Below are 26,986 nucleotides of genomic sequence, written 5' to 3' on the forward strand. Positions count from 1 at the left end.
CGCCGGCCCCGCCCCCCCGCCCCCCCCCCGGGCGCGCTCCGCGGCGGCCGCCCCCCCCCCCCCCCCCCCCCGACGCGAGGGGGCCGGACCGCTCCGGTCGGCCGACGCGAGGGGGCCGGGCCGCTTGCGACAGCCGATGTGAGGGGTCCGACCCGCTCGCGTCAGCCGACCCGTCCCCGGTGCAGGCCGACGACGAACGAGGTCCAGGCCGCCGCGGAGAACCGCAGCGGTGGTCTGGACACATCCTTGGAGTCCCGCACGGCCAGCCGCCCGTCACCGAACGGTGCGGCCTCCACACAGTTGTTCATACCCGTGCTGCGGCTGCTGCGCCGCCACCGTAAGCCGTGCTGTGCGAGGCAATCCGACATGACGCCCCCCTCGGGCGGTCCGGGGTCACTGACCGTCGCGGTCGATCGCGGCGATGAGGTCCAACGAGTGCTCCGGCGACAGCGCGTGAGCCTGCATCGTGCGGAAGGCCGAGCTGTACGCCTCAAGGTCTTCTTTCCGCTCCAGGTAGAGGCTACTCGTCAAATGGTCGAGAACAACCACATCCAGATCAGAAGTGATCGGAAATGAGAAGATAACGAAAGGCCCAGTGAGGCCGGCATAGGCGCCCATCGAGAATGGCAGCAACTGGAGCTGCACATGGGGCAGTTGGGCCACCCGGGTCAGATGGCGCAACTGCTCCCGCATCACCCGGCAGCCGCCGACCTGGCGCCGCAGCACCGCCTCGTCGAGCACCGCGCTCAGCCGCAGCGGCGGATCGGTCCGCAGCACCCCCTGCCGGGCGAGCCGCACCTCCACCAGGGAGTCCAGCTGACCGGCCGGCAGCCCGTCCAGCGAGGCCCGGGTCACCGCACGCGCGTAGTCGGCCGTCTGCAGCAGACCCGGTACCACCGAGGTCTCCAGCGTGCGCGCGGTCCGCGCCTGGGACTCCAGGCTGATGAAGTCGCGGTACTGGGGCGGGATCAGACCGCGATAGGCGTGCCACCACCCGGTGCCGCCACCGCCCGCCGAACCCGCCAACGTGGCCAGGAGATCCCGCAACTGGGGGTCGTCCACGCCGTAGGTGTCCAGCAGCCGGGTCACATCGCCCGGCTGCACCCCGCTCACCCCGGTCTCGATCCGGCTCACCTTCGACTGGTGCCAGCCGAGCATCCGCGCCGCGTCCCGACTGGTCAGTCCCGACGCGTGGCGCAGACTCCGGAGCTCCTCCCCGAGCTTGCGGCGTCGAACCGCAGGGCCGTGCTGCATCCGCGGCCTCCCTCCCTCTTCTGCCGAGCGGACAGTGTGCCGCCCGCATACGGTCTTGCGTGGCAGGGTTCACCGCTTCGAGCGACAGATATATGCATATCTTGGTGGATCGCCGTCGCAGAGGGCAGCATCAGTGGCAATCTGGCGCGAAGCACAACCTGTACCGATCGCGGGTCGGTTCGGGTGGGAAAGGGACGGCTCGCCATGGCAGACCATCAGGAAGCAAACGTCACTCTGCCGAGCGAGCCGGTCTCGGTCGCGGCGGCCCGCAGGTACGTGGCCCGGGTGCTCACCGAATGGGGCCTGGCCACCGGCACCGACTTCGGCGACAGCATCCAGCTCATCGTCTCGGAGCTCGCGACCAACGCCGTCCAGCACACCTTCGGGCAGTCACCCACGTTCACCGTGGACCTCCGGCTGGAGCGGGAGGAACAGCTGCACCTCGGGGTGACGGACAGCCATCCCCGCTGGCCCAGGCGGCTGCCCGCCGCCGTCCAGCAGGACAACGGCCGCGGCATGGTGATCATCCGCTGTCTGGCCAAGGAATGCGGCGGCCGGCTCACCGTCACCCCCACCGCCGAGGGCGGCAAGACGGTGTGGATCGCGCTTCCGTGGAGCATCCCCGTGCAGAGTTGACCGGCGTGGGCACCCCGCATCGACGCCTCACCCCGCTTCGTAGCCCGGCCGCTGCGCCGAGCCCGCCCTCCCGAACCCGCTGCGCAACAGCGCCTGGAGCGTCGCCGCCGCGGCACTCGCCCGGTCACCGCGGTGCACCACCGAGATCGTCCGCCGGAAGGAAGCGGGATCCAGCCGACGTACGGACAGCGGCGTCGGTGACATCGCGGCGACCATCTCCGGGACGACCGCCATTCCGATGCCCGCACTGACCAGCGCGCACACCAGCGCATAGCCGGGCGACTCACAGACCACGGCGGGTGTCGCCCCGGCCTCGGCCAGCGCCTGCTCGACCCCGCGCCGCGGCGGATGCGTGGGCGCGCTGCTGATCAGCGGCCGACCCGCCAGTTCGGTCACCGGCAGTCTCCCGCTGCCCTCGGACAGCATCTGGCCGACCGCCGTGATCAGCACCAGCTCCTCGACCAGCAGCGGTTCGGCGAAGACCCCGGCGGGCCAGGGCGTCGCGGCGGCCGGCTCGTACACATGGGTCAGCGCCAGATCGACGTCGCCGGCGGCCACCGCCGCCACCCCCTGGGGCGGTTCGTACTCGGTGACCGCCAGCTCCACGTCCGGATGGGCACGCCGGAAGGCGCTCAGCACCGGCGGCAGCAGATGGATGCCCGCCGTGGTGAACGTGCCGACCCGCAGGCGCCCGCCGGACAGTCCGGAGAGGCGGGCCAGCTCATGGCGGGCCTGGTCCATCTCGTCGAGGACGCGCCGGGCGCGTCCGGCCAGCAGTTCGCCCGCGGCCGTGAGCCGGGCACCTCGGTGGTGACGTACCAGCAGTGCGGCGCCCGCCTCCCGCTCCAGCTTGGCGAGCTGCTGGGAGAGGGCCGGCGCGGTGTAGCCCAGACGTGTGGCGGCCCGGGTGATCGATCCGGCCTCCGCGACCGCCACCAGCGCCGCCAGTCGTGTCGGGTCGTACATTAAGCGTTCCTTTTGGCAGACCCAGAAGATTGCAAGTACACGCTAAAGGCTCTGCCGGGTCAGGGTGGACCCATGGACGCACAACTGATCGCCTTCGTCGGGGTCGCCGCGGGAATGGTCGCGCTGCCGGGCGCGGACTTCACCGTCGTCGTACGCAACGCGCTCGCCTCCCGGAGCGCGGGCGTGGCCAGCGCGCTGGGCGTGGCCGGCGGCCTGCTGGTGCACACCGCCCTGGCCGTCGCCGGGCTCGCCGCGGTGCTCGTGGCGGTGCCCGCCCTGCTGCGTACCGTCCAGCTGCTCGGCGGGGTCTACGTCCTGTACCTCGGCATCAGCGCCCTGCGCGCGGCCCGGCGCCGCGCCCCGGGCGGGGACGGTCCCGAGGACCGGCCCGCGGACCGGGGACGCGGGCGCGCGCTGCGGCAGGGCTTCCTGACCAACGCGCTCAATCCCAAGGCGCCGGTGCTCTTCCTCAGCCTGCTGCCGCAGTTCGTCCCCGACGGGCAGCCGCCGCTGCCCAGGACCCTGCTCCTCGCGGCGATCGTCGTCGCGATGGCGCTGGTCTGGTTCCCGGCCGTGGCGCTCCTCGTGGACCGGCTGGGGCGGTGGCTGCGCCGGCCGCGTACCGCGCGCGCCATCGAGGGCGGCAGCGGCGCGGCGCTCACCGCGCTGGGGCTGGTGCTGGTGACCGGGCCGCTGCCGCACTGAGCGGGGGCCGGGTCCGGCGGCCCGGGGCCTGCCGGACGGGCCGCGCCTCAGCGGACCCGGCCGTAGTAGACGCTCTTGGTCCAGATCTTCTCCAGCCGCACCACGGCGCCGGTCCTCGGCGAGTGCCAGATCTTGCCCTTACCGGCGTAGATCCCGACGTGGTAGACGCTGCGGCCGTAGTGGAAGAAGACCAGATCGCCGCGTTTGCGGTGCGAGGCCGAGATGTGCCGGGTCCGGTTGTACTGCTGCTGGGCCGTGCGGGGGAGCTTCTTGCCCGCTTTCTTGAAGGAATAGAGCGTCAGCCCCGAGCAGTCGAAGCGGCTCGGGCCGGTGGCCCCCCACCCGTAGGGCGATCCCTTCTTCGACGCCGCGATCTTGAGTGCCTTCATCGACAGCGTCGCCGCCTGGGCGTCCGTCGCGGCGCCCGGGGCGAACATGGTGCCGCCGACGGCGGCGAGTGTGAGAACCGAGGCCGTACCGGCCCGGACGAGCAGAGACGGGACATGAACCTGCGCAGTCATGCGCAACCCTTCGTCAGCCGCCTGTGAAGGATGACCTGTCGGGTTCGGGCTGGCGAAGTTGCCCGGCCGCGTTCGGCGGCTTCACCCCGAGGGTCGACCGGTGTTCAGGTCGACCCGTTGTGCTCGGGTCCTCCACTCCTGCCGATCCACTTCTGTCGACCAGGCATCCGGACGGCGGCAGGACTCGGCGTCCGCCCGGACCGCCCCGCCGCGGTGGCGGGGGCTTGTCGTCCCAGGGATCTTGACTCACCGACTGCCGGATTTCCGAGCTGAAACAGGGATATGTGAGGCTCCTCACGACTGATCCGTTCGGGTGGACATGAGGATTTTTGACGCTCCGCCAGTGATCCGGAAAGGGTTCGTACCAGGCACGGAAGGCTGGATTCCATTCACTGTCCACGTGCAAAACGCAAGTTGAGTGGTCCCTCGTGAGGGGGACTTCCTACGCCGAACGAGCGAGGAATTTCGGTGGCCCTGTCGGGCGTGTCGGGTACGGGAGTTGGGTGAAGGGCCGCCGGACGGCGAGGCGGGGGCAGTTGGGCGGGGCCCCGCCGTCGGCACGCGGTGCGGCAGTCGGTCAACTGCCCGGAGCCGGGGGTACGGTGACCCGTCCGGCCCGCCGTTCCCCGTCCAGCACGCGCAGCGCCCGGGCGAGCGTGGCGGCGTGGATCCGTGCCTCGCCGCGCTCGTGCATCAACGCGAGGGCGTCCCGCAGCGCCCGTGACCGGGTCACGAGTGCCTGTGCGGCGCGCAGCGCACCGTAGGTGTCACTGCCTCGGGCCGGGTTGATCCGGCCCACCTGGTCGAGGACTTCGAGGTAGTGGTCGATGAACTCCCCCTCGGCGCGGGTCAGCGCGGGCAGCGGTGGGAACTCCGGTGGTCGCATCGGGCGTTCACCTCGCGCCGTGCGGCGGGAGTGAGGAATTCCGGCTCTCCAGGACGTGGTCCACCAGCCCGTACGCCTTGGCGCCCGCCGCGTCGAGGATGAGGTCGCGTTCGGTGTCGGCGGTGATCTGCCCCTCGGTGCGGCCCGTGTGACGGGCCAACAGCGCGGTGAGCATCGCACGGACCCGTCCCAGCTCCTGTGCCTCGATCTCCAGGTCGGACGGCCGGCCCCGCACCGGCTCGGTGAGCTCGGGCTGCCGCACGACGACCCGTGCGCCGGGCAGTGCGTGCCGCCGGCCGGGAGCGCCCGCGGCGAGCAGCGCGGAGGCGCAGGAGCCGGCCTGGCCGAGACAGTAGGTCTCCACCTCGCACGTGAGGTACTGCATCGTGTCGTAGATCGCGGACATGGCCCCGAACGAGCCGCCGGGCGAGTTGATGTAGAGCGATACGGGCCGGTCCGGGGCGTCGTGCTCCAGGTACATGAGTTGCGCGATCAGATCGCTCGCCGCGGCGTCGTCGACCGGGGTGCCGAGGAAGACGATCCGTTCGGAGAGCAGTTTGGAGTACGGGTCGAGGGTGCGGGTCCCGTTGGCCGTGCGCTCGGTGAACTCGGGCAGTACGTGACGGGCGGTGGGACGGAACAGCATGGCGATGCCTTTCCTCCGGGGTCTGCACGGGGTCTGTACGGATGCTGCGCAGGGGCCGCATCGACTTCCGTGAAAAATGTACAGGACGTACAGAAGGTCATGATGGGGCCTGGTGCTGGCGATCCGCTAAGAGTTCCTGGTCAGAGGCTGTTTGGCTGTTCGCTGAGGGCGGATGTCTCACCATCTCCAGACGTCTTGGAACTCTGTTGACCGGCCGGTACGGACAGCGGCTCGGTGATCTCCGGGACGGGCAGTGCGTGCCGACAGGCGAGGCGCAGGATCCGGCCCGTTGTTCCGGGAAGCACCGCATTCCTGTCGGCCACCCCTTGTGGTCGACAACTGCACATGGTGACTACGGCGTGGTCGTAGGCCGCTCACAGCCGGCGCAGCGCCCAACTTCCCCCAATGGAAGGGACCTTGTACGCCGAAATTGAGGCGAGGCGATCCGTCTTGTTACGGTGATGGCATGGCTTTCTTCTTCGTCTGAGTCCGGGCACGGCCGATGCCGCCGTTTCTGCTGCCCGTAGACCCTTCGCATACCAGGGAAAGTCACATGCGCGACCGCGCTCGTACCACCGCGACCTCCGCTGCCGTGGCGCAGCTGTCCGTCAAGGACGTCACCAAGTCCTATGGCACCCGGACCGTCCTCGACCAGGTCTCCTTCACCGTCCGCCCGGGTGAGAAGGCCGCCGTCATCGGCGAGAACGGATCCGGCAAGTCCACCCTGCTGCGGCTGCTCGCCGCGGCCGAGGTACCGGACGCCGGGGAGATCACCGTCAGCTTCCCGGGCGGACGCGGCCACCTCGCCCAGACCCTCGACCTCGATCCGGACTGCGTCGTACAGGACGCGGTCGACCTCGCCCTCGCCGAGCTGCGCGACATGGAACGCCGGCTGCGCTCGGCGGAGGAGCGCCTGGGCGAGGCATCCGAGGACGAACTCGCCGCGTACGGTGAGCTGCTGAACGCCTACGAGGAACGGGGCGGATACGAGGCGGACGCCCGCGTCGACGCCGCCCTGCACGGTCTCGGACTCGCCCGGATCACCCGCGACCGCGTGCTGGGCTCGCTCTCCGGCGGCGAGCAGTCGCGGCTCGCCCTCGCCTGCGTACTGGCCGCCGCCCCCGAGCTGCTGCTCCTCGACGAGCCGACGAACCACCTCGACGCTGCGGCGGTCCGCTGGCTGGAGGAGCATCTGCGTGCTCACCGCGGCACCGTTGTCGCGGTCACTCATGACCGTGGCTTCCTGGAGCGCATCGCCACCACGATCCTGGAGGTCGACCGGGACACGCGCACGGTGTGCCGGTACGGCGACGGATGGACCGGCTACCGCGCCGCGAAGGCCGCCGTCCGGCGCCGCGCCGAGCAGCAATATGCGGACTGGGCCGACGAGGTGACCCGCATGGAGGAGCTTCTCGCGGCTGCGGGGACACGGCTCGCCACCACCGGCCGCGACCCGCGGCAGGGATTCGGCAAGCACCGCCGCTCCAGCGAGGCGAAGCTCGGCGGGCAGGTGCGAGCCGTCCGGGAGCGCCTGGCCCAACTGCGGCGCAACCCGGTGGCAGAGCCACCGGCACCACTGCGCTTCACGACAGGGCTGCCAACAGCCGACACCAAAGATCCTGCCGGCCACCCGATCGCCGAGCTCGACAGCATTCGGGTCGGCGACCGGCTGCATCTGGACGGGCGCCTTGCGATCACGCCGGGACAGAGGCTGCTGGTCACGGGGGAGAACGGCGCGGGTAAGACGACGCTCCTGCGCGTCCTGGCGGGCGACCTGGAACCGGACGCCGGCACGGCACGCCGCCCTGCCCGGATCGGCTACCTCGCCCAGGAACTGCCCACGCACTCCACGCGGCTCCCGCTGCTCGACGCGTTCGCTGCCGGACGCCCCGGGCTGCCGGACGAGTACACCGAACAGCTTCTGGCACTGGGCCTGTTCCGTGAGGAGGACCTGCCCGTCCCGGTCGCCGCCCTGTCCGCGGGACAGCGACGGCGACTGCAGATCGCCCGCCTCGTGACCCGGCCCGCTGACCTCCTCGTCCTCGACGAGCCGACCAACCACATCGCTCTCGACCTGGTCGAGGACATTCGGGCGGCGCTCGCCACGTACCCGGGAGCAGTGGTCATGGTGTCGCACGACCAGGACTTCCGCGCACGCTTCAAAGGGGTGCAGTTGCATCTGCACGCCGGCCGTGGATGCTGACCCCGCCGGGTCCTCAAGTGAGGTCGTGTCCCGGGCCCGTAGGCCGCGTGCCCGCTGTCAGCGACCCAGCCGCTCGATCTCCACCGAGATCGCTCGGATCCTCCATGCGCAGCCCGCGGCCCCCCCTGCCGGACCATGCCGCGGGCGGCACCTTCCAGGATGGCCCTCCGGCGGCCCGTCGACACGCGATCTCCTCCTGGTGGTCCGAACCAAAAATGTCGCATCCCTCGGTGCGATGCCGGTTCCATCGCGTCGTCCGCGTCCGGATGGAGGCGGCATGGCCGAGGAGTGAACCGATCGGTGGTGCGTAGCTGCCGGGTGGGGTGACCACCGCCACGGTGGTGTGAGCAGAGCCGGCCCGTCGATCAGCGGTCCGCCGGGGACGGGGGCGCATCGTGACCACTGCCGCTCCGTCGGGTGGGCCTGGCTCAGTCGACCGGCTTGCCGGGCTCGTCGTGCGTCGAGCAGTGGATGCCGCCACCGCCGGAGGCGATGGTGTCGATCCGGACCTGCACGATGTCACGCCCGGGGAAGTGCTCCTGCAGGATGCTCCGGGCGCGCTTGTCGGCCTTCCGGTCCCCGAACTCGGGCAGGAACACGGAGTCGTTGGCGACGTAGAAGTTGGCGTACGTCGACACGAAGTCGTCGCCTTCGCCGGTGATCTCGTACAGGTCGGGCTGCGGCAGATCGACGATCTCGAACGGCCGGCCCTTGGCGTCGGTCGCCTTGCTGAGCACGGCCTTCGCCTGGTCGGCCGCGCGTGACCAGGAGTCGACGGGTGTGTCGGCATGTGCCTTGTCCAGGAGTACCACCCCGGGCTCGGTGAACCGTACGAGGCTGTCCACGTGTGCGTCGGTGATGTCCTGGCCGCGTACGCCTGCCAGCCAGATCACCTTCTTGATGCCCAAGGTCCGCTTGAGCTCGGCCTCGATCTGGTCCCGGCTCTTCCCGCGGTTGCGGTTGTCGTTGACGATCGAGCTTTCGGTGAGGAGCAGCGTGCCCTCGCCGTCGGTCTCGAAGGACCCGCCCTCGGCGACCAACGGAGCCGTCCTGCGGGGGATGTCGTAGTTCGCCAGAAGGGTGCGGCCCACCAGGGCGTCGTTGGTGTGTACCTGCTTGTTGCCCCACCCGTTGAAATTGAAGTCGACACCGACGACGTCGCCGTCCTGCTCCACGAAGACCGGCACGGTGTCGCGGGCCCACAGGTCGTCGACGGCCAGCGGGATGACCTCGACATCTCGTCCGCACGCCTTCTGGGCGGCCTTCTGCTGGTCGGGCCCGGCCATCATCACGACGTACTCGTACTCCGCGATGGCGCGGGCGACGCGTGCGATGTCCTCGCGTACGTGGCGGAGATCCTCATCCCACACCGACTCCAGGGCGGGCCACGACATGAACGTGCGCGCGTGGCTCTCCCACTCGGCACCCATGCGCAGTCCCTCGGCCGCCGGGTCCTGGTCACCGGCGGTGCTCGCGGAACCCGTCGGTTCGTCACCGGGTCCGCAGGCCGAGGTGCCGAGGACGACGGCGCCGATTCCGGCGAATGTGCGCAGAGCTGAGCGACGGGAGGGGAGGAGAGAAGACACGGTGAGCTCCGATCATCGTGAGGGGACAAGCTGTCCCTCGGCATGGCGTGACGCTCGACGAGCGGCGCCGCGGCCATGGGGGGCGAGTACGACGACGCGATGCGGACGGAGCCGATCGCTGCCCCGACTCTGGCATGGACTGAAAATTCAGTCAAAAATGCGTCGCCTCGGGTGTGCGTCGACTGGGCAGCGATGGGGGCAGCCTCGATCATCGGATCGGGCGCCCGGTGGTCCGGATCGGCCGGAGAAGGGCGGCCAAGGCTGTACGCGCGACGGGTCCGACCCCGCACCCGCCGGTCAGGGGCGTGATTACTCGGGCGAGAGGGTCCCGGTAGGGTTCGGGCCATGGCGTCTCGCAGCACTCAGATCCTCGAAGCTGCCGCCCGGGTGATCGCCCGGCGCGGAGTCCGTGGCCTGCGCGTGGAGGAACTGGCTGCTGAGGCAGGCGTGTCCACCGCGCTGATCTACTACCACTTCAAGGACCGCACCGGGATCCTGCGCCAGACGCTGGAGTTCATCAGCGACCGTGCCGAGCGCTACACGGCCCAGCGGGATCCGGACGCCGAACCGCTCAGCCCGCGCGAGGAATTGGACCAGACGCTTCTGCTGGAACTCCAGGACACGACCGAAGTCAGGGAGAACAGCAGCGCCTGGGGCGAGTTGCGGGCCAGCGCCGTCTTCGACGAAGCCCTGCGTGAGGAACTGGCGAGGGCCACCCTGGTCTGGGTCCAGGACGTGGCGGGCCTGCTGGGCCGGGTCCAGCCGATGGCTCCGGCAGTGGCCCTCGCGGCGGCCGCCGAGCGGCTCACCGCCCTCCTGGAGGGTCTGAGCATGCGCTGGCTCAGCGGTACGCTCCAGATTGCCCACGCGCGGACTCTGATGAGCGAGGCCATCGACGCCGAGGTCGAACGACTGAGCCGCTGACGGCCCGCGTCGGCGCCAAATCCCCCCGGGCCCGCGCCTCGTTCCCTTCCGTCGGGGTTCCCTGTGGGGCCGATGCGGCAGGCCGTCCCGCACCGTGAGACCGCCGCCGGGGCGGGGGCTGCGGCGACCTTGCCATGGTGGGTGAGGTGATCGCGCGAACCACCGCGAGCCCCAGCCCCAAGCCCTCGCTCCCTTCCGTCCCCCTCCACGTGATCGTCGCCGCTCCCGCGGTCTCCGTTCTCTTGCTGGCTGACTAAATTTTCAAATTCACGCCCAGAGGCCGCCTTCCCTGATCGCTTGCCCGGGGAGGGCGGCTTCATTGATGGTGCGAATTGGTGCAATCAGCCTTGGGTGCAAGCCTTTTTCGGTTGAGGGGAATCCATACCACCCCTCCTCTTGACTGAATTTTCAGTCGAAGACAGGATGCTGTTCACACCGCGTACCCATCCTGTGCTGCTGCCAGGCCGAGTCGGCCGCCGACGGAGGGTACTTCTGGCGAAACGAAGAGAGATCCGTGATGACTGCATTCCGTATGCCTGCCGAGTGGTCCGAGCACGAGGGGTGCCTGATGGCCTGGCCCGTCCGTGAGGACCTGTGGGGCAGCGTGTTGGACGGCGCCAAGGAGGAGTACGCGAACGTGGCCCGAGCGATCGCCGGGTTCGAGCCGGTGACCATGGTCGCGCCGCCCGGCCACGGCGAGGAGGCCCGGACGAGGTGCGGCGACGAGGTCGCCGTCGTGGAGATGGCGCAGGACGACTCGTGGTTCCGCGACTCCGCCCCGCTCTTCGTGCTCGATGGTGACGGCAACCGCGCCGGGGTGGACTTCCGCTTCAACGCCTGGGGCCGCAAGCACCACCCGTACGACTCCGACGACCGGGTGAGCGCCCTGCTGCTCAAGCACCTCGGCGTCGAGCGCATCGCCTCCGACATGATCCTGGAAGGCGGAGCGATCACCGTTGACGGCGAGGGCACGCTGATCACCACGGAACAGTGCCTGTTCCACCCCAACCGGAACCCGGGGCTGAACCGGGACGAGATCGAGACCGAGCTGAAGTCCCGGCTCGGCGTCGACAAGGTCGTCTGGCTTCCGTACGGCGGTCTGCTGGACACGGAGACCGACGGCCACGTCGACGGCGTCTGCGCCTTCGCCGCTCCCGGCAAGGTCGTCGTCTCCCTGCCCGATGACCCCGACCACCCCGACTACGCCCGAATGCGCGCCAACCGCGCGGTCCTTGAGGCCACCACGGACGCCCACGGCCGGGCGTTCGAGATCATCGACGTCCCGCAGACCGCGTTCGTCGACATGGCCGAGGGCGAGGTCGAGGTGTCCTACCTGAACCACTACGTGGCCAACGGAGGCGTCGTCGTCCCAGTCGCCGGTGTCCCTCAGGACGACGACGCCCTCGCGGTCATCGCCGCCGCGTATCCCGGGCGCAAGGTCGTCGGGGTGCGGGCGCCCGTGATCGCTTTCGGTGGTGGTGGTGTCCACTGCATCACCCAGCAGATCCCCGCCGTCGCCACCGTCTGAATCGAGAACGGACTGCTCCCGGCGGGCCGCTCCGGCGGTCCGCCGGCCCTCGCCTCGAAATGAGAGCGCGACGATGACCACACCCCGACTCCTCGGCAGAAAACGTCCCCCCGGCAGGCGCGGACGGGCAGCCATGACGACGGCCGCCCTGACCTGCCTCGCGACCCTCGCCGCCTGCTCCGGCCCGCCCAAGGACTTCGGCACCGGCGCCGGGTTCAAGCTCTCGGCCTCGACGCCCGAGGCCCGCGGCGAGATCGACTCGTTCACCTGGGCCGTCTACGCGGAACCGCCCACGCTCGACTACACGGCGGCGTTCGATTACCCGCAGAACACCATCCTGTCCAATGTGTGCGAGAGCCTGATGCGCTGGACACCAGGGCTCACCATGGAGCCGGGCCTGGCGAAGAAGGCGTCCAACCCCGACCCCATCGCCTACCTGCCCTATGTCAGCCGGCTCACCCGCTCCCTCGTCCTGGCCGAACGCAAACGCCCCTATGTCAGCGCCTACCAGGTCCAAGGCCATTCGGCGCTCCAGATCTGCCTGCGCCACATCCTGCCCAACATAGCCCCCGTCGTCCTCGCCCAGTCCACCATCAACTTCGGATACGCCCTCATGGACCTCGCCGGCCTCTCCTTCCTGGGCCTCGGGATCCCCGCGCTCACCCCGGACTGGGGCCGCATGGTCTTCGACGGCCAGACCGCCGTCCAGCACGGCTACCCGCTGTCGGCGATCCTGCCCTGCGTGTTCATCGTGCTGACCGTCGTCGCCTTCAACGTGGTGGGCGAACGCTGGGCCGACCGTGTCGCCAGGAGGACCCCATGAATTCGGTGGACCCGACCACATCCACGTACCCACTCGACATCCAAGGGCTGCGGATCAGCCTGCCCGGCACCGCCCGCCCGGTCCTGGACGGCGTCGACCTCCACATCGGCGCCGGCGAGACCGTCGCCCTCGTCGGCGAGTCCGGGTCCGGGAAGACGCTCACCTCGCGCAGCGCCCTGAACCTGCTGCCGCCCGGTGCCACCGTCCAGGGCGTCGTCCGCGTGGGAGGCCAGGACGTACTCACCATGGACGCCGACCAGCTGCGCGCCCTGCGCACCAGCACGGTGGCCATGATCTTCCAGGACCCCCGTGCCGCCCTCAACCCGCTGCGCCGCATCGGTGACTTCCTCATCGAGAGTGTGACCCTGACCAGGAGCATGAGCCGGCCGGACGCCACCGCCCGGGCCACCGAACTCCTCCAGGCCGTCGGCCTGGACGCCTCCGCGCTGCCCAAGTACCCCGGTCAGGTCTCCGGTGGCATGCTGCAACGCGTCGTGATCGCCGCCGCATTGATGGGAGACCCGGCCCTCCTGCTCGCCGACGAACCGACGACCGCGCTCGACGTCACCACCCAGGCCGAGGTCATCGCCCTGCTGACCGAACTCCGTGAACGCTTCGGCACCGGCCTGCTCTTCGTCACCCACGACCTCGACCTCGCCGCCGCCATCAGCGACCGCGTCTACGTCATGTACGCCGGACGGATCGCGGAGAGCGGCCCCGCGCAGGCCCTCTTCGCCCAGCCGCGACACCCCTACACAGCAGCGCTGCTCGCCTCCACCCCGCGCCTGGAAGCCCCTGCGGGGCGGCTTGCCGCCATCGACGGCCAGCCCCCCGACCTGCGACAGGAGTTGCACGGCTGTCCGTTCGCCGCCCGCTGCCCCCTGGCCACGGAAGTCTGCGACCAGCAGGCCCCCGAGCCGCTGCGGGCACCGGGCCTGCCGAACCACCAGGCCGCCTGCCATCACACCGACCGCCTCGAAGGGAGCCCCGTCGATGCCTGAACACGTACTGGAGGCAGTCGGCCTCCACCGCGCCTACGGGGCCGTCCGCGCCGTCGACGACGTGTCCTTCGCCCTCCCCGAGGGCGGCTGCCTGGGCATCGTCGGAGAATCCGGGTCCGGCAAGACCACCACCGCCCGGATCGTCGTCGGTCTGGAGCGGGCCGACCACGGGAAGGTCCGGGTACGCGGCCAGGTCCGTGGCGCGCGAAGCCCCGGCCGGGCCCAGCGCCTGGCACGGGCCCGCGAGGTCCAGATGGTCTTCCAGGACCCGTACCTCTCCCTCGACCCCCGGACCACCGTCGAAGACGTGCTGCGCGAGACCTTGCGCCTGCACTTCCCCAGCACCGACCACGACCGGCGCATCCGCGAGCTCCTCGACCAGGTCGGCCTGGGCACCCGCGCCGCCGACGCGCGGCCGCGGCAGCTCTCCGGCGGCCAGCGCCAGCGCGTCGCCATCGCCCGGGCCCTCGCCGTCGAACCAGCAGTCCTCGTCCTCGACGAGGCGGTCGCCGCGCTCGACGTCTCCGTCCAGGCGCAGATCCTCAACCTGCTCGCCGACATCCGTGAGGAGACCCGGATCGGCTACCTGTTCATCACCCACGACCTCGGCGTGGTCCGGTGCGTCACCGACCAGGTCATCGTCATGCGCCGTGGCCGCGTCATCGAGGCGGGGCCCACGGCCGAGGTGCTCGCTGCGCCACAACACCCCTATACGCGGCTCCTGTTGGAGTCCGTTCCCCGCCCCGGCTGGGACCCCGAGGCCATCGCCGGCGCCCGCCGGGCACTCTGACGGCCCCGGGGCGGCCTCATTGCCCCTGCGGTGAGCGGGCGCATCCCTGTCGCCTGCCCACACGGTGCGTTCCACTGCGACCGGGCGTCACGCCGTGCCCGCCGCCCCCTGGCCGCGACGCGCAGCCGACCCGGTCGCTCGATGACTGCCAACGAACCCACTGAGCAACCCAGTTGAAACAGGAGGTCCATCATGAACGATCACCTTGCCGGCCGCCACGCACGTCGGGGCCTGAACCGGCGCGGATTCCTCGCGGCGGCCGGGCTGACCGCCGTCGGCGCCGCCGTCGCGACGACCGCCCAGGGCTGGGCCGGGTCGGCCAAGGCCGCAGGCACCTTCAGGGCCCCGGCCGAGGACGTGCGGCACACCCGTACCTGGATGGCCTGGCCGGACCGCACCGCGATCTGGGGCAGCGACCTGAGCGGTGTCCAGGCCGACATCGCCCTGATCGCCCGCACGATCGCGAAGTACGAACCGGTCGTCATGTGCGCCAACTCCGCCGGCGCCTCCAAGGCCCGCTCGATGTGCGGCTCCACGGTCACCGTCATCAGCTCCATCCCCGTCGACGACTGCTGGATGCGCGACACGGGACCCGTCTTCCGCACCGACGGCTCCGGCGGCCTGGACGCCGTGGGCCTCGGCTTCAACGGCTGGGGCAACAAGCAGACCCACGCCAAGGACGCCCTCGTCGCCGAGCGGATCGCCGCCTACGCGGGCGCACCGTTCACCTACGCCGGCCTCGTCGGTGAGGGCGGCGCGATCGAACAGGACGGCAACGGCACCCTGATGGCGACCCGCAGCAGCCTCGTGAACAGCAACCGCAACCCCGGGATGTCGCAGAGCGCGCTGGAGACGGCGATGTGCGACGCGTACGGCGCCACCGAGGTCATCTGGTTCGACGGTGTCAGAGGCCAGGACATCACCGACGACCATGTGGACGCCACGTCCCGCTTCCTCGCCGCCGGCAGGGCGCTCGTCCAGATGCCCATCGCATCGGACAACGACGCGTTCGCGAAGGACGCACGCCGGCAGTACCAGATCCTGTCCACGTCCAAGGCGGCCAACGGCACCGCGATGACGGTGGCGAAGCTCCAGGGCCCCGACTACAACAAGATCCGCTCCACCAGCCGGAACTTCCTCGCCTCCTACGCCAACTACTACCTCTGCAACGGCGCTGTCATCTCGAAGTCTTCATGCGTGCTGCCCGGCGCGCAGGGGCCGCAGCGTGAGCGTGCCGTCGGGCCCGCAGTCGACGCGGGTACCGAACTCCCGGCTGTGCCTGTCGAGGACGGCGCGCAGCCACTCGGTGTCCTCGGGTGAGGCGTGTTCCAGCCGCATCCTCCGTGCCTGCAAGGGCACCATCCGTGCCTCGACCAGCCGGCCGGTGTCCGCCTCCACCGAGACCAGGTACAGCACCCGCAGGTCGTCCCGGTAGTTCTCGTAGCCGCCGATGCCCTCGTAGTCGTCGACGAGGTCGCCGCAGCCGTACAGGATGAACCTGTCCCGGTACACCTCCAGCGGGCGCGGGTGGTGCGAGGAATGGCCGTGCACGACGTCCACGCCTGCGTCGAGGAGCGCGTGGGCGAAGCGGACCTCGGGGCGGGAGACGCCGTAGCCCCAGTTGGGGCCCCAGTGCACCGAGGCGACCGTGATGTCTCCCTGTCGTCCGACCTGCCGAAGACGGTCGGCGATGGCGGACGCGGCGGCCGCCGAAGGCTCCGCGACCACGTTGACACCGCCCCGCCGTGCAGTGGCGGCCCAGTCCTTCGGGATCCCGCTGGACGGCATCCCGAAGGAGAAGACCAGCACCCGCCCGCCGGCGCCCAGGGGCACGATCGCCGGCTGCCTCGCCCGCACCTCGTCGCGGCCCGCCCCCGCCGCCCGCAGTCCCGCATCCGCCAGGGCGTCGAGCGTGTCATGGAGGCCGCGTGGGCCGAAGTCGAGCACATGGTTGTTGGCCAGCGCGCAGACGTCCGGCCGGGCCGCGGCCAGGCACGGCAGATTGGCCGGGCTCATCCGGTAGTGGACGCCCTTGCCGGGCGCGAAGTCCCCGTCACTGGTGACGGCCGTCTCCAGATTGACCACCCGCACGTCCGGCGCGGCGTCATCCAGGACCGGCAGCGCCACGCCCCATGGCCAGCGGAAGCCGACCGGCCGGGGGATCGGCCCGTTCGCCGCCTCCGCCAGGTCGACGTAGGCACGGGCGTCGCGGACGTAGGCCTCCCGCAGCGCCGGGTCACCGGGGTGCGGGAGGATCTGATCGACGCCCCGGCCGAGCATCACGTCCCCGCCGAGGAACAGGGTGACCACACCCTCATACACCCTCCACGCTAAAGCCGTCGCGGGCGATGCGCGAAGGCTCCGCGCGACGGGGCGCCACGCGGCTGTGCGGGTGCGGCGCGCGGGAGCCCCTGTGGCCGGTGAGCGACGGCGGCGGGAGCGGGCCGTACTGCTTGTGGGACCGGACCGAGGCTGTGCGCGGCAGGCCGGTCCCGGTGAGTCGCCCGCCGGCGCCTTCGGGCCGGCCGGGAGACCTCACGGCCATGAGATCCGGCCGCACCAGCCCGCGTCATAGGAGGTGTCGATCTTTGCTGGGACCCGCCAGGATTCGGTGCGACCAGAAAACTCTTGGTCTCGCCCCGTCTCGCACACCTCTCGCAGATGAGAGCGCACGGGGTCACACGAACGCCTCTGACCTGGTCAATCGCTGTCGCCGCGGACCACGGCGGACCAGGCGGACATTACATAGGCTAGGGAGCATGGCCTACGAGATTCCGGTGACGCAAGCGCGAGCTGAGCTCGCCGAACTGATCAACCGCGTCGTCTACGGCGGCGAGCGCGTGGTCGTGACGCGCCACGGCAAGCCCCTGGTGGCGCTTGTCTCGGCCGCTGACCTGGAGCGACTGGAGAACGGCGGGGCGGCCGTCGACGAGCAGGTGATCAGCTCGGTCTCCTCGCTCGACTCCGCGGTGTCCGCTCCCGGCGCACGGCGGCGGTTCGGCATCGCGGCGGAGCACCGGCGGCACGACGAGCCGGGCAACTGAGCCCCGCCCCGCGGCCCGCGCCGGCGGACGGCCTGCGCGGTCCGGTGCCCATGGATGTGCCGAAGGCCGGCTGACGCACGGGAATTTACGTGCCGGAATCGACGTGCCGGAAATGTCGCGCCGGATTTAACGCGCCGGAAAAACTCCGGTCCTAACGTGCACCGTCTCGCGCGAGTCGGCGGTTCGCCGTCCAGCGGCCGTACCGGACACGGCCGATGCCTCGCCGCGCCCAGGGACGGTACTGGGCACCGGACCGTGAGGTGGAGCCATGCGACTGACCCCGCACGAACAGGAACGCCTGCTCGTCCATGTCGCCGCCGATGTGGCGTCGCAGCGCCGGGCACGCGGACTGCGGCTCAACCACCCAGAGGCGATCGCGCTGATCACCGTCCACCTGCTGGAGGGCGCCCGCGACGGCCGTACGGTCTCCGAGCTGATGGCGTCGGGCCGTACGGTGCTGGGCCGCGACGACGTCATGGACGGGGTGCCCGAGATGATCCACGACGTCCAGGTCGAGGCCACCTTCCCGGACGGCACCAAGCTCGTCACCGTCCACGACCCGATCGTCTGACCGGAGGTGCCGCCGATGATTCCCGGAGAGATCCTCTACGCGGACGGGCCCGTGCCGTTCAACGAGGGGCGCCCCGTCACCCGCCTCACCGTGCTCAACGCCGCCGACCGGCCCGTCCAGATCGGCTCGCACTACCACTTCGCCGAGGCCAACCCCGGCCTGGACTTCGACCGTCCGGCCGCCCGCGGACTGCGGCTGAACATCGCCGCCGGCACCGCCGTGCGCTTCGAACCCGGCATCCCGGTCGACGTCGAACTCGTCCCGCTCGCCGGACGGCGCATGGTACCCGGCCTGCGCGGCGAGACCGGAGGTGCCCTCGATGGCTGAACTCGACCGCGCCGTGTACGCCGACCTGTTCGGCCCCACGACCGGCGACCGCATCCGGCTCGCCGACACCGATCTGCTCGTCGAGATCGAGGAGGACCGCTCGGGCGGCCCCGGACTCGCCGGTGACGAGGCCGTGTTCGGCGGCGGCAAGGTGCTGCGCGAATCGATGGGCCAGGCCCGCACCACCCGGGCCGAGGGTGCCCCCGACACCGTCGTCACCGGCGCAGTGATCATCGACCACTGGGGCGTCGTCAAGGCGGACATCGGCATCCGCGACGGCCGGATCACCGGGATCGGCAAGGCCGGCAACCCCGACACCATGGACGGCGTCCACCCCGACCTGGTCATCGGCCCCGAGACCGAGATCATCGCGGGCAACGGGAAGCTCCTCACCGCTGGGGCCGTCGACGCCCATGTCCACTTCATCTCGCCGACCCTGATCGACCAGGCGCTCTGCTCCGGGATCACCACCCTGGTCGGCGGCGGCACCGGACCGGCCGAAGGCACCAAGGCCACCACCGTCACCCCGGGGCCATGGCACCTGGCCCGGATGTTCGGGGCGCTGGACACGTACCCCGTCAACATCGGCCTGCTGGGCAAGGGCAACACCATGTCGCGCGAGGCCATGCACTCCCAACTGCGGTCCGGCGCACTCGGATTCAAGATCCACGAGGACTGGGGGGCCACTCCGGCCGTCATCGACGCCTGCCTGGGCGTCTGCGAGGAGACGGGCGCCCAGCTCGCCATCCACACCGACACCCTCAACGAGGCCGGATTCGTCGCCGACACCCTCGCCGCCATCGCCGGCCGCTCCATCCACGCGTACCACACCGAAGGCGCCGGTGGCGGGCACGCGCCGGACATCATCGGCATCGTCTCGGAGCCGTACGTCCTGCCCAGCTCCACCAACCCGACCCGGCCGCACACCGTCAACACCGTCGAGGAACACCTCGACATGCTGATGGTCTGCCACCACCTCAACCCGGCGGTGCCGGAGGACCTGGCCTTCGCGGAATCCCGGATCCGGCCCACCACCATCGCGGCCGAGGACATCCTGCACGACCTCGGGGCCATCTCGATCATCTCGTCCGACTCCCAGGCGATGGGCCGCATCGGCGAGGTCGTGCTGCGTACCTGGCAGACCGCCCATGTGATGAAGAAGCGCCGCGGAGCACTGCCCGGCGACGGACGGGCCGACAACCGGCGGGTACGTCGCTATGTCGCCAAATACACCATCAATCCGGCGGTCGCCCAGGGGATCGACCGGGAGATCGGCTCGGTGGAGCCCGGCAAGCTCGCCGATCTGGTGCTGTGGGAACCGGCGTTCTTCGGCGTCAAACCGCAGACCGTGCTCAAGGGCGGCCAGATCGCCTATGCGCAGATGGGCGATGCCAACGCCTCGATCCCGACCCCGCAACCGGTGCTGCCCCGCCCGATGTTCGGCGCGGTGGGCCGCTCACCGGCGGCCGACTCCCTCAACTTCGTGGCCGATGCGGCCATCCAGGACGGCTTGCCGGAACGCCTCGGTCTCGGCAAGAGCTTCGTGCCGATCAGCGGTACGCGCGGCGTCACCAAGGCGGACATGCGGGAGAACGACGCGACTCCCCGGGTCCGGGTCGATCCCGACAGCTTCGCCGTGACGATCGACGGCGAGCCGGTCGAACCGGCACCTGCCGCCGAACTCCCCATGGCCCAGCGTTACTTCCTCTTCTGATGAGATGCACCGGAGAGCCGAAGCGGGCGCCGCGGTGAGCCGCGCCGCGCTGCTCGTCCTCGCCGACGGCCGGTTCCCCGCCGGTGGGCACGCCCACTCCGGTGGCGCCGAACAGGCCGTGAAGTCGGGGCGGATCCGCGACGCCGAGGACCTCGCCGAATTCTGCCGGGGCCGCCTGCACACCACCGGACTCACGGCCGCCGCACTCGCCGCGGCGGCCGCCCACGGCCACGACCCGCTCGCGCTCGACGAGGCCGCCGACGCCCGCACCCCGTCACCCGCGCTGCGTGCCGTCGCCCGCAGGCTCGGCCGGCAGCTGATGCGGGCGGCCCGCGCCACCTGGCCCGGCCCCGAACTCGCCGCGCTCGCCGAGGCCCGGCCGCGCGGCGCCCACCAACCCGTCGTCCTCGGCCTCACCGCACGCTCGGCGGGGCTCGGGCCCGAGGACGCCGCGCACTGCGTGGCCTACGAGACCGTCGGCGGACCGGCCACCGCCGTCGTCCGCCTGCTCTCCCTCGACCCCTTCGAGGCCACCGCCGTACTCGCCCGCCTCGCCCCCGAACTCGACCGGATCGCCGCACGGGCCGCCGCCGCGGCGCACGGAACCATCGACGCGCTGCCCGCCGCCTCGGCCCCGCTCCTCGACATCACCGCCGAGGCGCATGCGGCCCGGCCGGTCCGCCTGTTCGCCTCATGACCCCGCAGAAACCAGGAGCCTCACCCATGCACCTCGACCACACCCGGCACGGCCCCGCCGCCGTGAGCGCCGACGCCGCCCGCCCCGACGGCACCCGGCGCGCCCTGCGCATCGGACTCGGCGGACCGGTCGGCTCGGGCAAGACCGCGACGGTCGCCGCCCTCTGCCGGACCCTGCGCGACCAGCTGTCCATCGCGGTGGTCACCAACGACATCTACACCCGCGAGGACGCCGCCTTCCTGCTGCGCCACGCCGTACTGCCGCCCGAGCGCATCCAGGCCGTGGAGACCGGCGCCTGCCCGCACACCGCGATCCGCGACGACATCTCCGCCAACCTCGAAGCCGTCGAGGACCTGGAGGACACCGTCGGACCACTCGATCTGATCCTGGTCGAATCCGGTGGCGACAACCTCACCGCGACCTTCTCCAAGGGGCTCGTCGACGCGCAGATCTTCGTCATCGACGTGGCGGGCGGCGACGACGTCCCGCGCAAGGGCGGCCCCGGCGTCACCACCTCCGACCTGCTCGTCATCAACAAGACCGACCTGGCCCCGTACGTCGGCTCCGATCTCGGCCGGATGGCCCACGACGCCGCCCGGCAACGCGGGACGCTCCCCGTCGTCCTCACCTCGCTCACCTCCGGGGCGGGAATCGGGCCCGTCGCCGACTGGGTGCGCGAGCAGCTCGCCGGCTGGACCGCATGAGCGTCCGGGCCACCGCCCGGATCACCGCGGCGCTCGACGACCGGGGCGTCACCTCGCTGCCTCTGCTGCGGGGCGATGGACCGCTCGCCGTGCGCCGCACCCGTGACACCTCCGGTTCCGGCGCCCGGGTCACCGTCGTCGGCGCCATGAGCGCACCGCTCGGCGGGGACCGGCTCACCATCGGGACACGGGTCGAAGAAGGCGCCCGGCTCACCGTCGACTCCGCGGCGGCCACCATCGCCCTGCCCGGCTCGGGACACGAACCCGCCACGTACGACATCGAGTCGAGCGTGGGAGAGCGGGCCGAGCTGCGCTGGCTGCCGGAGCAGCTCGTCTCGGCCCACGGCAGCGTCCTGCACATGACCACCCGCGTCCGGCTCGCCCCCACCGCACGGCTGGTGCTGCGGGAGGAACAGATCCTAGGCCGCCACGCCGAGACCACCGGCACCCTCGTCGGCCGCCTCACCGTGCACCGCGCGGGCCGCCCGCTGATCGACCAGCAGACGGCGTACGGGCCGGGCGCCCCCGGCGGCTGGGACGGTGCCGCGGTCCTGGGCGGCCACCGGGCCGTCGGCCAACTCCTGGTTGTGGACCCGGTGTTCGAGGAGCGGTGCCCCGATGCGCGCATGCTGGGGGACACCGCCGTCCGCACCCCGCTCGCCGGCCCGGCCGTGCTGGTCACCGCCCTCGCCCCCGACGCGCGCCTGCTGCGCACCGTCCTGGACGACGCGCTGGACGAGCTGCTCGACGTCCTCGCGGGGTGAGCGGAGCGGCCCCGTCTCACCCCTTCCGGTCGTACGCCGCCAGCCAGGCGTCCTCCGCCGCGTAGTCGAAGAGCTTCTTCCCGTACGTCCGCAGCATGGCGGGGAATGCCTCCGTCCAGTCCTGGCCCGCCAGCCGTTCCGCGAGCCACTCCACCGTCTCCGGAAGCGACTCCACATAGCCGGTGACCGGCCGGTACCCCAGCTCACGCTCGGCGGCCGTCATGTCGTACACGACGGGATGGGCACCGCTCCAGGGCGTCGCGCCGACAAAGTCCTCCCCGAACGGGCCCGCCATGAGCACGGTCTCGGTCCTGCGGCCGAGCACCGCGTCGACGGCCTCGCCGATCTCCGCGACCGTCGGCGCCTGCGGATCCCCGGCGTTCAGCACCCGCGAACCGGGCCGCCGGGCGGCGAGCCGGATCAGCTCGGCCAGGTTGGAGGCATGGACCGGATGGAAGCGGGACTCCCCGCCGAAGGCGAGCACCCGCCTCTCACGGCCGTCCAGGAGCCGCTTCACGAAATACAGCTCACGCGGCGACCGGCAGTACTTCCCGTGGATCGCCCCGGCCCGCAGCAGCGTCACCGGCAGCGCGTCCCCGGCCGCCAGCAGATCCCGCTCCAGCTGTATCTTCCGCGTCCCGTACGTCGTGTCGCCGGGCGGCACGGTGCGCTGCGACTCCGGGATCGGCACCGGATACCGAGGCGCCCCGTCGGGCTCGCCCTGCGTGTCGAAGCTGCGGCCCCGATCGTCCTCGTACGCCGCTCCGCTGGAGACGACCACCGCCGAACCGATGCGGTCCGCCAGACCGGTCAGCTGACGGGCGTGCCCCGCGTCGTACGCCACCATGTCGACCAGTACGTCACAGCCGTCACCCAGCGCCGCCGCGAGCGCCCCTTCGTCATTCCGGTCCAGGGCGGTCGTGCGCACCGCCGCGTCCCAACGGTCGTCCCGGCCGCCGCCCAGCGAGGCGGCCGTCACCTCCCAGCCGTCCTCGACGAGCGAGCTGACCGCCACTCGCCCGATCTGTCCCGTCGCGCCCAGTACCCATGCGTGTCCCTTGCTCATGGGAGCCACGCTAGGGCCGGTCGGCCACCGGTCCCGGCGGGTTTCACCGAGCGCGGATCCGCCGTCAGCGTCGCAGTTTCGGGAACTTCTTCGACTGCCCCGCCTGTTCGGCCTGCGCGGCCTTCACCTTGACCGCGTACTCGTCCACGTACTCCTGACCCGAGAGCCCCAGGATCGCGTACATGATCTCGTCGGTGACCGCCCGGACCGCGGCCTTCTGGTTCTCCAGCCCGGCGTAGCGGGAGAAGTCCAGCGGCTCGCCGAAGCGGATGGTGACGCGCTTGATGCGCGGGACGGTCTGTCCCGGCGGCTGGATCTCGAACGTGCCCACCATCGCGCACGGCACCACGGGCACCTGCGCCTTGATCGCCATGACGGCCACGCCCACCTTGCCCTTGTAGAGCCGGCCGTCGTGCGAGCGGGTGCCCTCCGGGTAGATCCCGAGGAGTTCGCCCCGGCTCAGCACCCCGAGCCCTTCCCGGATCGCAGCCTGTCCCGCCTCCTTGCCGGAACGGTCCACCGGGATCTGGCCGATGCCCCGGAAGAAGGCGGCGGTCAGCCGCCCCTTCACCCCCGGCCCGGTGAAGTACTCGGCCTTGGCGAGGAACGTGATCCGCCGCTTGAGGATCGCGGGCATCAGGAAATGGTCCGAGAACGACAGATGGTTCCCGGCGACGATCGCCGCGCCCTCCTCGGGGATGTGCTCCAGGCCCTCGATCCTCGGGCGGAAGAACAAGCGCAGGAGCGGCCCGATGATGACGTATTTGAGCACCTGGTAGAACACGGGGCGGCTCCTCGTTCCTCTCGTCCGGATCATGCCTGGCTCGCCAGCGCACATCTCAAGGTGGGCAGCCTATGTGCAGCTGTCGTCCTCCGTAACCGTCTTCCTGACGTAGTCCTGGACCGCCGCGTCGAGTCCGATGTCGTGCTGGGCCTGCTCGGAGAGGTACCAGCGGTGTTCGAGGAGCTCGTGGTAGAGCTCGGCGGCGTCCATCCGGGCGGGCGCGTGGTCGCGCGCCGCGCGCACGGTGGGCCGGAAGACCTCCCGGACCCAGCGGTGGGCCAGCACCTCGGTGCGGGCGCCGTGCCGGTCGCCGGGCGCGTAGTCGTCCTGGGTGGCCATCCAGCTCTCCAGGTCGTTCAGGAGCCGGCGCGCCTGGTTCTCCTCCGCGTCCATCCCGGTGAGCCGCAGGAGTTGGCGCTGATGGTGGCCGGCATCCACGACCTTGGGCACGAACGTGACCGTGTTCCCCCGGTCCGAGTGCGATATCTGCATCTCGGCGACGTCGAAGCCCAGGTCGTTGAGGCGGCGGATGCGGCGCTCCATGTAGTGGTGCTTGCCCGCCGGGTAGACGGAGGTACGCGTCAGCTCCGTCCACAGCGCCTGATAGCGCTCCTCGATCTCCCGACCGAACGCGATCGGGTCGATGGACGGATGCAGCGCGCCCGATGCCTCCAGATCGAGCATCTCGCCGCTGATGTTGACCCGGGCGAGCTCGATGTCGTACCCGCGCTGCCCGTCGCTGAGCCGGGGGTGCAGCTCACCGGTCTCGGCGTCCACCAGGTAGGCGGCGTACGCGCCCGCGTCCCGCCGGAACAGGGTGTTGGACAGCGAGCAGTCCCCCCAGGCGAACCCCGTCAGATGCAGCCGTACGAGCAGGACGGCGAGGGCGTCCATGAGGCGGTGCACCGTGCCGGGGCGCAGGGTCGTCTCGAACATCGACCGGTAGGGCAGCGAACCGCCCAGGTGGCGGGTGATCAGGACGGGTTCCAGGGGCGAGCCGTCGGCCCCGGTCCGGCCGGTGACCACGGCGAGCGGGTCGACGGCGGGTATCCCGAGCCGGTCGAGCGTGCGCAGGAGTTCGTACTCGCGCAGCGCGGGCCGTTCGGCGAGCTCCTTCACGGCCACGGTCTCCTCGCCCGCTCGCGCGTAGCGCACGACGTGCCGGGAGATGCCGCGGGGGAGTGGCACGAGGTACTCGTCGGGCCACTGCTCCAGGGGGATGTGCCAGGGCAGTTCGAGCAGGAGGGCCGGGTGTTCGGGGTTGGTGGCGCTGATCTGCAGAGTCATGCGGTCACAGTCCCTGGGTCGTGCGGCGGGTCGACCGTGATCGGACCCCGAAGGGGCGGTGCGGGTCAAGACCCGGGTCCGCACCGCCGTCACGCGGAGTCAGTCCTTCAGGTGTTCCAGGATCCGGTGCATCCCGCTGTTCCAGTTCTCCTTGAGCGCGGCGACGGCCGCGTCCAGGTCGCCGCGTTGCAGGCACTCGGCGATCCGTTCGTGCTCCTGTGCCGAGCGCTCCAGGATGTCCTGGTCGCCCAGGGCGACCCGCTCGTAGCGGTGCATCGTCACCTTCAGGGAGGTGATCAGCTTCATCAGGCGGTCGTTGGTGCAGCCGGACAGGAGCAGGTCGTGCCACGCGTCGTCGTAACGCTCTATGACGTCGTGCGGTGCCTGCGGGGCCGAGAACGCGCGTGCCTCCTCCAGGAGGCGGGGGGCCGTCGCCGCCAGATGCTCCGGGTCGCTGGACTCCAGGGCGAGCGCCTCCAGCGTGGCGACGATCGCGGACAGATCGCGGAACTCCTGCGCGCTGAGCGGCGTGAAGCGGAAGCCCTTGCCGCGCTCGCTGGTGATGACGCCCTCACGCTCCAGCGTGATCAGTGCCTCGCGCAGCGGAGTACGGCTGACGCCGAGCTCGGTGGCGAGCTGCCCCTCGTTGATCGGCGAGTTGGTCGCGATCGTGCCGCGCCCGAGGCGCTTGATCAGTTCCTCCTTGACCTGTTCGCGCAACGGGCGGTTTTCGATTGGCATGTGAGGCGGCCCTCCCCTTCGGTCCGGTCGATTATCCGCTACCGGCGGGTCACGCGGTACCGGCGCCGTCGACGGGGATGATCGCCCCGCTCAGGAACGCCGAGGCGTCGGAGGCGAGGAACGCCACGGTCTGCGCGATGTCGCGGGGCTGCCCGATCCGGCCGAGCGGCCGGTCGGCGGCGTCGGCGTAGAAGGCGTCGGAGCTCTCGCCGAGCTGGCGGGCCTCCTCGGCGAGCATCCCGGTCGCCGTGTCGCCGGGGCAGACACAGTTGACGCGGATGTTGTCGGGGCCGTGGTCGATGGCCATGGCGCGGGTCATGTTGACGACGGCGCCCTTCGACGCGCAGTACGAGACGGCCCGGCCGCCGCCGCGGATGCCCCATCCGGAGCCGGTGTTGACGATGGAGCCGCCGCCCCGGGCCGCCATTCCCGGGATCACCAGGCGGCTCATCAGCATCACCGAGCGGATGTTCACGGCCATCACCAGGTCCCAGTCGTCCTCGGTGATCTCGCAGACCGTGGAGCGGCGGATGATGCCGGCGTTGTTGAAGAGGACGTCCACGCCGCCGAACCGTTCCTGTGCCGTGTGCACGACGGCCTCGCAGTCCTCGCGCCGCGACACGTCGCAGCGTACGAAGGTTCCTCCGGTGTCCTTCGCGGTGTGTTCGCCGCCCTCCGTGTCGATGTCGGCGATCACCACGCGGGCGCCGAGCTCGGCCAGGACCTGGGCGGTGGCGCGGCCGATGCCGGCTCCGCCGCCGGTGACGATCGCGCGCTTGCCGTCGAGGGAGATCATCCTGGGCTCCTTGTGTCGTGGG

The 26,986-nt window shown here is 71.0% G+C and carries 28 protein-coding genes, 1 pseudogene and 1 riboswitch; of the genes and pseudogenes, 16 read left to right on the forward strand and 13 right to left on the reverse strand.

Annotation, left to right across the window (positions count from 1 at the left end):
- Positions 1 to 161 precede the first annotated feature (161 nt).
- Together ACFYY1_RS18250 and ACFYY1_RS18255 are read right to left on the reverse strand one after the other, a co-directional pair.
- Positions 162 to 368 carry a DUF397 domain-containing protein gene (locus tag ACFYY1_RS18250; protein ID WP_388586308.1) on the reverse strand — a complete coding sequence of 69 codons (207 nt, stop codon included), beginning with the start codon at positions 366 to 368 and terminating at the stop codon, positions 162 to 164.
- A 25-nt stretch (positions 369 to 393) separates the two neighbouring features.
- On the reverse strand, positions 394 to 1,254 hold the full coding sequence (locus tag ACFYY1_RS18255) for a helix-turn-helix domain-containing protein (RefSeq protein ID WP_388586310.1): 861 nt from the start codon (positions 1,252 to 1,254) through the stop codon (positions 394 to 396).
- A 204-nt stretch (positions 1,255 to 1,458) separates the two neighbouring features.
- Here ACFYY1_RS18255 and ACFYY1_RS18260 point away from each other — a divergent pair, with 204 nt between their 5' ends.
- Positions 1,459 to 1,890: an ATP-binding protein gene (locus ACFYY1_RS18260; protein WP_388586312.1), complete on the forward strand. Its 432-nt coding sequence runs from the start codon at positions 1,459 to 1,461 to the stop codon at positions 1,888 to 1,890.
- A gap of 27 nt (positions 1,891 to 1,917) precedes the next feature.
- Here ACFYY1_RS18260 and ACFYY1_RS18265 read toward each other — a convergent pair whose 3' ends face one another.
- On the reverse strand, positions 1,918 to 2,856 hold the full coding sequence (locus ACFYY1_RS18265) for a LysR family transcriptional regulator (protein WP_388586314.1): 939 nt from the start codon (positions 2,854 to 2,856) through the stop codon (positions 1,918 to 1,920).
- Positions 2,857 to 2,928: 72 nt separating this feature from the next.
- Here ACFYY1_RS18265 and ACFYY1_RS18270 point away from each other — a divergent pair, with 72 nt between their 5' ends.
- A complete protein-coding gene (locus ACFYY1_RS18270) occupies positions 2,929 to 3,561 on the forward strand; it encodes a LysE family translocator (protein WP_388586317.1) in 633 nt (210 codons plus the stop codon).
- A 47-nt stretch (positions 3,562 to 3,608) separates the two neighbouring features.
- On the opposite strand, the gene ACFYY1_RS18275 is transcribed toward ACFYY1_RS18270, so the two are convergent.
- The 3 genes from ACFYY1_RS18275 to ACFYY1_RS18285 all read right to left on the reverse strand — a co-directional run bounded on the left by ACFYY1_RS18275 (position 3,609) and on the right by ACFYY1_RS18285 (position 5,611).
- On the reverse strand, positions 3,609 to 4,082 hold the full coding sequence (locus ACFYY1_RS18275) for a C40 family peptidase (RefSeq protein ID WP_388586320.1): 474 nt from the start codon (positions 4,080 to 4,082) through the stop codon (positions 3,609 to 3,611).
- 3 nt (positions 4,083 to 4,085) lie between these two features.
- Positions 4,086 to 4,258, reverse strand: a riboswitch (cyclic di-AMP (ydaO/yuaA leader).
- A gap of 401 nt (positions 4,259 to 4,659) precedes the next feature.
- Positions 4,660 to 4,968 carry a hypothetical protein gene (locus tag ACFYY1_RS18280; RefSeq protein ID WP_358945282.1) on the reverse strand — a complete coding sequence of 103 codons (309 nt, stop codon included), beginning with the start codon at positions 4,966 to 4,968 and terminating at the stop codon, positions 4,660 to 4,662.
- Between the two features lie 7 nt (positions 4,969 to 4,975).
- Positions 4,976 to 5,611, reverse strand: a complete 636-nt coding sequence (locus ACFYY1_RS18285) for an ATP-dependent Clp protease proteolytic subunit (RefSeq protein ID WP_388586884.1) — start codon at positions 5,609 to 5,611, stop codon at positions 4,976 to 4,978.
- Positions 5,612 to 6,167: 556 nt separating this feature from the next.
- Between ACFYY1_RS18285 and abc-f the strand changes: the two genes are divergently transcribed.
- Complete coding sequence (gene abc-f / locus ACFYY1_RS18290; RefSeq protein WP_388586323.1) at positions 6,168 to 7,817, forward strand: ribosomal protection-like ABC-F family protein; 1,650 nt, start codon at positions 6,168 to 6,170, stop codon at positions 7,815 to 7,817.
- Between the two features lie 428 nt (positions 7,818 to 8,245).
- Here the strand turns inward: abc-f and ACFYY1_RS18295 are convergent, their stop codons facing one another.
- Positions 8,246 to 9,403: an agmatine deiminase family protein gene (locus ACFYY1_RS18295; protein ID WP_388586325.1), complete on the reverse strand. Its 1,158-nt coding sequence runs from the start codon at positions 9,401 to 9,403 to the stop codon at positions 8,246 to 8,248.
- Positions 9,404 to 9,748: 345 nt separating this feature from the next.
- On the opposite strand from ACFYY1_RS18295, the gene ACFYY1_RS18300 reads away from it, so the two are divergent.
- From ACFYY1_RS18300 to ACFYY1_RS18325, 6 genes and pseudogenes are all read left to right on the forward strand, one after another.
- Positions 9,749 to 10,327 (forward strand): TetR/AcrR family transcriptional regulator, encoded by a 579-nt coding sequence (locus tag ACFYY1_RS18300; RefSeq protein WP_388586328.1) that lies wholly within the window; start codon positions 9,749 to 9,751, stop codon positions 10,325 to 10,327.
- Positions 10,328 to 10,844: 517 nt separating this feature from the next.
- Positions 10,845 to 11,855, forward strand: a complete 1,011-nt coding sequence (locus ACFYY1_RS18305) for an agmatine/peptidylarginine deiminase (RefSeq protein ID WP_388586331.1) — start codon at positions 10,845 to 10,847, stop codon at positions 11,853 to 11,855.
- Positions 11,856 to 11,988: 133 nt separating this feature from the next.
- Positions 11,989 to 12,678: an ABC transporter permease subunit gene (locus ACFYY1_RS18310; RefSeq protein WP_388586333.1), complete on the forward strand. Its 690-nt coding sequence runs from the start codon at positions 11,989 to 11,991 to the stop codon at positions 12,676 to 12,678.
- Positions 12,675 to 13,679 (forward strand): ABC transporter ATP-binding protein, encoded by a 1,005-nt coding sequence (locus ACFYY1_RS18315; protein ID WP_388586335.1) that lies wholly within the window; start codon positions 12,675 to 12,677, stop codon positions 13,677 to 13,679. The genes ACFYY1_RS18310 and ACFYY1_RS18315 overlap by 4 nt, the downstream gene beginning before the upstream one ends.
- The gene (locus ACFYY1_RS18320) at positions 13,672 to 14,469 is read left to right on the forward strand and encodes an ABC transporter ATP-binding protein (protein WP_388586336.1); all 798 of its coding nucleotides are present in this window, start codon (positions 13,672 to 13,674) and stop codon (positions 14,467 to 14,469) included. Before ACFYY1_RS18315 ends, ACFYY1_RS18320 begins: the two co-directional genes overlap by 8 nt.
- Before the next feature lie 378 nt (positions 14,470 to 14,847).
- Positions 14,848 to 15,591: pseudogene (locus ACFYY1_RS18325) on the forward strand (agmatine/peptidylarginine deiminase); the annotation flags it as partial.
- Positions 15,592 to 15,660: 69 nt separating this feature from the next.
- Here ACFYY1_RS18325 and ACFYY1_RS18330 read toward each other — a convergent pair.
- On the reverse strand, positions 15,661 to 16,791 hold the full coding sequence (locus ACFYY1_RS18330; protein WP_388586339.1) for a CapA family protein: 1,131 nt from the start codon (positions 16,789 to 16,791) through the stop codon (positions 15,661 to 15,663).
- A gap of 437 nt (positions 16,792 to 17,228) precedes the next feature.
- Here ACFYY1_RS18330 and ACFYY1_RS18335 point away from each other — a divergent pair, with 437 nt between their 5' ends.
- From ACFYY1_RS18335 to ACFYY1_RS18365, 7 genes are all read left to right on the forward strand, one after another.
- Positions 17,229 to 17,513: a type II toxin-antitoxin system Phd/YefM family antitoxin gene (locus ACFYY1_RS18335; RefSeq protein ID WP_388586342.1), complete on the forward strand. Its 285-nt coding sequence runs from the start codon at positions 17,229 to 17,231 to the stop codon at positions 17,511 to 17,513.
- Between the two features lie 268 nt (positions 17,514 to 17,781).
- Positions 17,782 to 18,084 carry an urease subunit gamma gene (locus ACFYY1_RS18340; RefSeq protein ID WP_388586345.1) on the forward strand — a complete coding sequence of 101 codons (303 nt, stop codon included), beginning with the start codon at positions 17,782 to 17,784 and terminating at the stop codon, positions 18,082 to 18,084.
- 15 nt (positions 18,085 to 18,099) lie between these two features.
- Positions 18,100 to 18,411 (forward strand): urease subunit beta, encoded by a 312-nt coding sequence (locus ACFYY1_RS18345; RefSeq protein WP_388586350.1) that lies wholly within the window; start codon positions 18,100 to 18,102, stop codon positions 18,409 to 18,411.
- A complete protein-coding gene (locus ACFYY1_RS18350) occupies positions 18,404 to 20,125 on the forward strand; it encodes an urease subunit alpha (protein WP_388586353.1) in 1,722 nt (573 codons plus the stop codon). Before ACFYY1_RS18345 ends, ACFYY1_RS18350 begins: the two co-directional genes overlap by 8 nt.
- A 34-nt stretch (positions 20,126 to 20,159) precedes the next feature.
- Positions 20,160 to 20,822 (forward strand): urease accessory protein UreF, encoded by a 663-nt coding sequence (locus ACFYY1_RS18355; protein WP_388586887.1) that lies wholly within the window; start codon positions 20,160 to 20,162, stop codon positions 20,820 to 20,822.
- 26 nt (positions 20,823 to 20,848) lie between these two features.
- Complete coding sequence (ureG, locus tag ACFYY1_RS18360) at positions 20,849 to 21,526, forward strand: urease accessory protein UreG (protein ID WP_388586354.1); 678 nt, start codon at positions 20,849 to 20,851, stop codon at positions 21,524 to 21,526.
- A complete protein-coding gene (locus tag ACFYY1_RS18365) occupies positions 21,523 to 22,290 on the forward strand; it encodes an urease accessory protein UreD (RefSeq protein WP_388586356.1) in 768 nt (255 codons plus the stop codon). Before ureG ends, ACFYY1_RS18365 begins: the two co-directional genes overlap by 4 nt.
- Positions 22,291 to 22,306: 16 nt before the next feature.
- Here ACFYY1_RS18365 and ACFYY1_RS18370 read toward each other — a convergent pair whose 3' ends face one another.
- From ACFYY1_RS18370 to ACFYY1_RS18390, 5 genes are all read right to left on the reverse strand, one after another.
- The gene (locus ACFYY1_RS18370; RefSeq protein WP_388586357.1) at positions 22,307 to 23,356 is read right to left on the reverse strand and encodes an NAD-dependent epimerase/dehydratase family protein; all 1,050 of its coding nucleotides are present in this window, start codon (positions 23,354 to 23,356) and stop codon (positions 22,307 to 22,309) included.
- A gap of 64 nt (positions 23,357 to 23,420) precedes the next feature.
- The gene (locus tag ACFYY1_RS18375; RefSeq protein ID WP_388586358.1) at positions 23,421 to 24,140 is read right to left on the reverse strand and encodes a lysophospholipid acyltransferase family protein; all 720 of its coding nucleotides are present in this window, start codon (positions 24,138 to 24,140) and stop codon (positions 23,421 to 23,423) included.
- A gap of 69 nt (positions 24,141 to 24,209) precedes the next feature.
- The gene (locus tag ACFYY1_RS18380) at positions 24,210 to 25,427 is read right to left on the reverse strand and encodes a DUF4032 domain-containing protein (protein ID WP_388586360.1); all 1,218 of its coding nucleotides are present in this window, start codon (positions 25,425 to 25,427) and stop codon (positions 24,210 to 24,212) included.
- A 99-nt stretch (positions 25,428 to 25,526) separates the two neighbouring features.
- Positions 25,527 to 26,168: a GntR family transcriptional regulator gene (locus tag ACFYY1_RS18385; RefSeq protein ID WP_351253834.1), complete on the reverse strand. Its 642-nt coding sequence runs from the start codon at positions 26,166 to 26,168 to the stop codon at positions 25,527 to 25,529.
- 49 nt (positions 26,169 to 26,217) lie between these two features.
- Positions 26,218 to 26,964 (reverse strand): SDR family NAD(P)-dependent oxidoreductase, encoded by a 747-nt coding sequence (locus ACFYY1_RS18390; protein WP_388586362.1) that lies wholly within the window; start codon positions 26,962 to 26,964, stop codon positions 26,218 to 26,220.
- Between the last annotated feature and the right edge of the window lie 22 nt (positions 26,965 to 26,986).

Source organism: Streptomyces sp. NPDC001890 (assembly GCF_042891445.1).
Taxonomy (GTDB): Bacteria; Actinomycetota; Actinomycetes; order Streptomycetales; family Streptomycetaceae; genus Streptomyces.

Bases quoted from the DNA above. Each gene is read 5' to 3' on its own strand.
- ACFYY1_RS18250 (WP_388586308.1), bottom strand. From the start codon at position 368: ATGTCGGATTGCCTCGCACAGCACGGCTTACGGTGGCGGCGCAGCAGC.
- ACFYY1_RS18255 (WP_388586310.1), bottom strand. From the start codon at position 1,254: ATGCAGCACGGCCCTGCGGTTCGACGCCGCAAGCTCGGGGAGGAGCTC.
- ACFYY1_RS18260 (WP_388586312.1), top strand. From the start codon at position 1,459: ATGGCAGACCATCAGGAAGCAAACGTCACTCTGCCGAGCGAGCCGGTC.
- ACFYY1_RS18265 (WP_388586314.1), bottom strand. From the start codon at position 2,856: ATGTACGACCCGACACGACTGGCGGCGCTGGTGGCGGTCGCGGAGGCC.
- ACFYY1_RS18270 (WP_388586317.1), top strand. From the start codon at position 2,929: ATGGACGCACAACTGATCGCCTTCGTCGGGGTCGCCGCGGGAATGGTC.
- ACFYY1_RS18275 (WP_388586320.1), bottom strand. From the start codon at position 4,082: ATGACTGCGCAGGTTCATGTCCCGTCTCTGCTCGTCCGGGCCGGTACG.
- ACFYY1_RS18280 (WP_358945282.1), bottom strand. From the start codon at position 4,968: ATGCGACCACCGGAGTTCCCACCGCTGCCCGCGCTGACCCGCGCCGAG.
- abc-f (WP_388586323.1), top strand. From the start codon at position 6,168: ATGCGCGACCGCGCTCGTACCACCGCGACCTCCGCTGCCGTGGCGCAG.
- ACFYY1_RS18300 (WP_388586328.1), top strand. From the start codon at position 9,749: ATGGCGTCTCGCAGCACTCAGATCCTCGAAGCTGCCGCCCGGGTGATC.
- ACFYY1_RS18305 (WP_388586331.1), top strand. From the start codon at position 10,845: ATGACTGCATTCCGTATGCCTGCCGAGTGGTCCGAGCACGAGGGGTGC.
- ACFYY1_RS18310 (WP_388586333.1), top strand. From the start codon at position 11,989: ATGACGACGGCCGCCCTGACCTGCCTCGCGACCCTCGCCGCCTGCTCC.
- ACFYY1_RS18315 (WP_388586335.1), top strand. From the start codon at position 12,675: ATGAATTCGGTGGACCCGACCACATCCACGTACCCACTCGACATCCAA.
- ACFYY1_RS18320 (WP_388586336.1), top strand. From the start codon at position 13,672: ATGCCTGAACACGTACTGGAGGCAGTCGGCCTCCACCGCGCCTACGGG.
- ACFYY1_RS18335 (WP_388586342.1), top strand. From the start codon at position 17,229: ATGGCCTACGAGATTCCGGTGACGCAAGCGCGAGCTGAGCTCGCCGAA.
- ACFYY1_RS18340 (WP_388586345.1), top strand. From the start codon at position 17,782: ATGCGACTGACCCCGCACGAACAGGAACGCCTGCTCGTCCATGTCGCC.
- ACFYY1_RS18345 (WP_388586350.1), top strand. From the start codon at position 18,100: ATGATTCCCGGAGAGATCCTCTACGCGGACGGGCCCGTGCCGTTCAAC.
- ACFYY1_RS18350 (WP_388586353.1), top strand. From the start codon at position 18,404: ATGGCTGAACTCGACCGCGCCGTGTACGCCGACCTGTTCGGCCCCACG.
- ureG (WP_388586354.1), top strand. From the start codon at position 20,849: ATGCACCTCGACCACACCCGGCACGGCCCCGCCGCCGTGAGCGCCGAC.
- ACFYY1_RS18365 (WP_388586356.1), top strand. From the start codon at position 21,523: ATGAGCGTCCGGGCCACCGCCCGGATCACCGCGGCGCTCGACGACCGG.
- ACFYY1_RS18370 (WP_388586357.1), bottom strand. From the start codon at position 23,356: ATGAGCAAGGGACACGCATGGGTACTGGGCGCGACGGGACAGATCGGG.
- ACFYY1_RS18380 (WP_388586360.1), bottom strand. From the start codon at position 25,427: ATGACTCTGCAGATCAGCGCCACCAACCCCGAACACCCGGCCCTCCTG.
- ACFYY1_RS18385 (WP_351253834.1), bottom strand. From the start codon at position 26,168: ATGCCAATCGAAAACCGCCCGTTGCGCGAACAGGTCAAGGAGGAACTG.
- ACFYY1_RS18390 (WP_388586362.1), bottom strand. From the start codon at position 26,964: ATGATCTCCCTCGACGGCAAGCGCGCGATCGTCACCGGCGGCGGAGCC.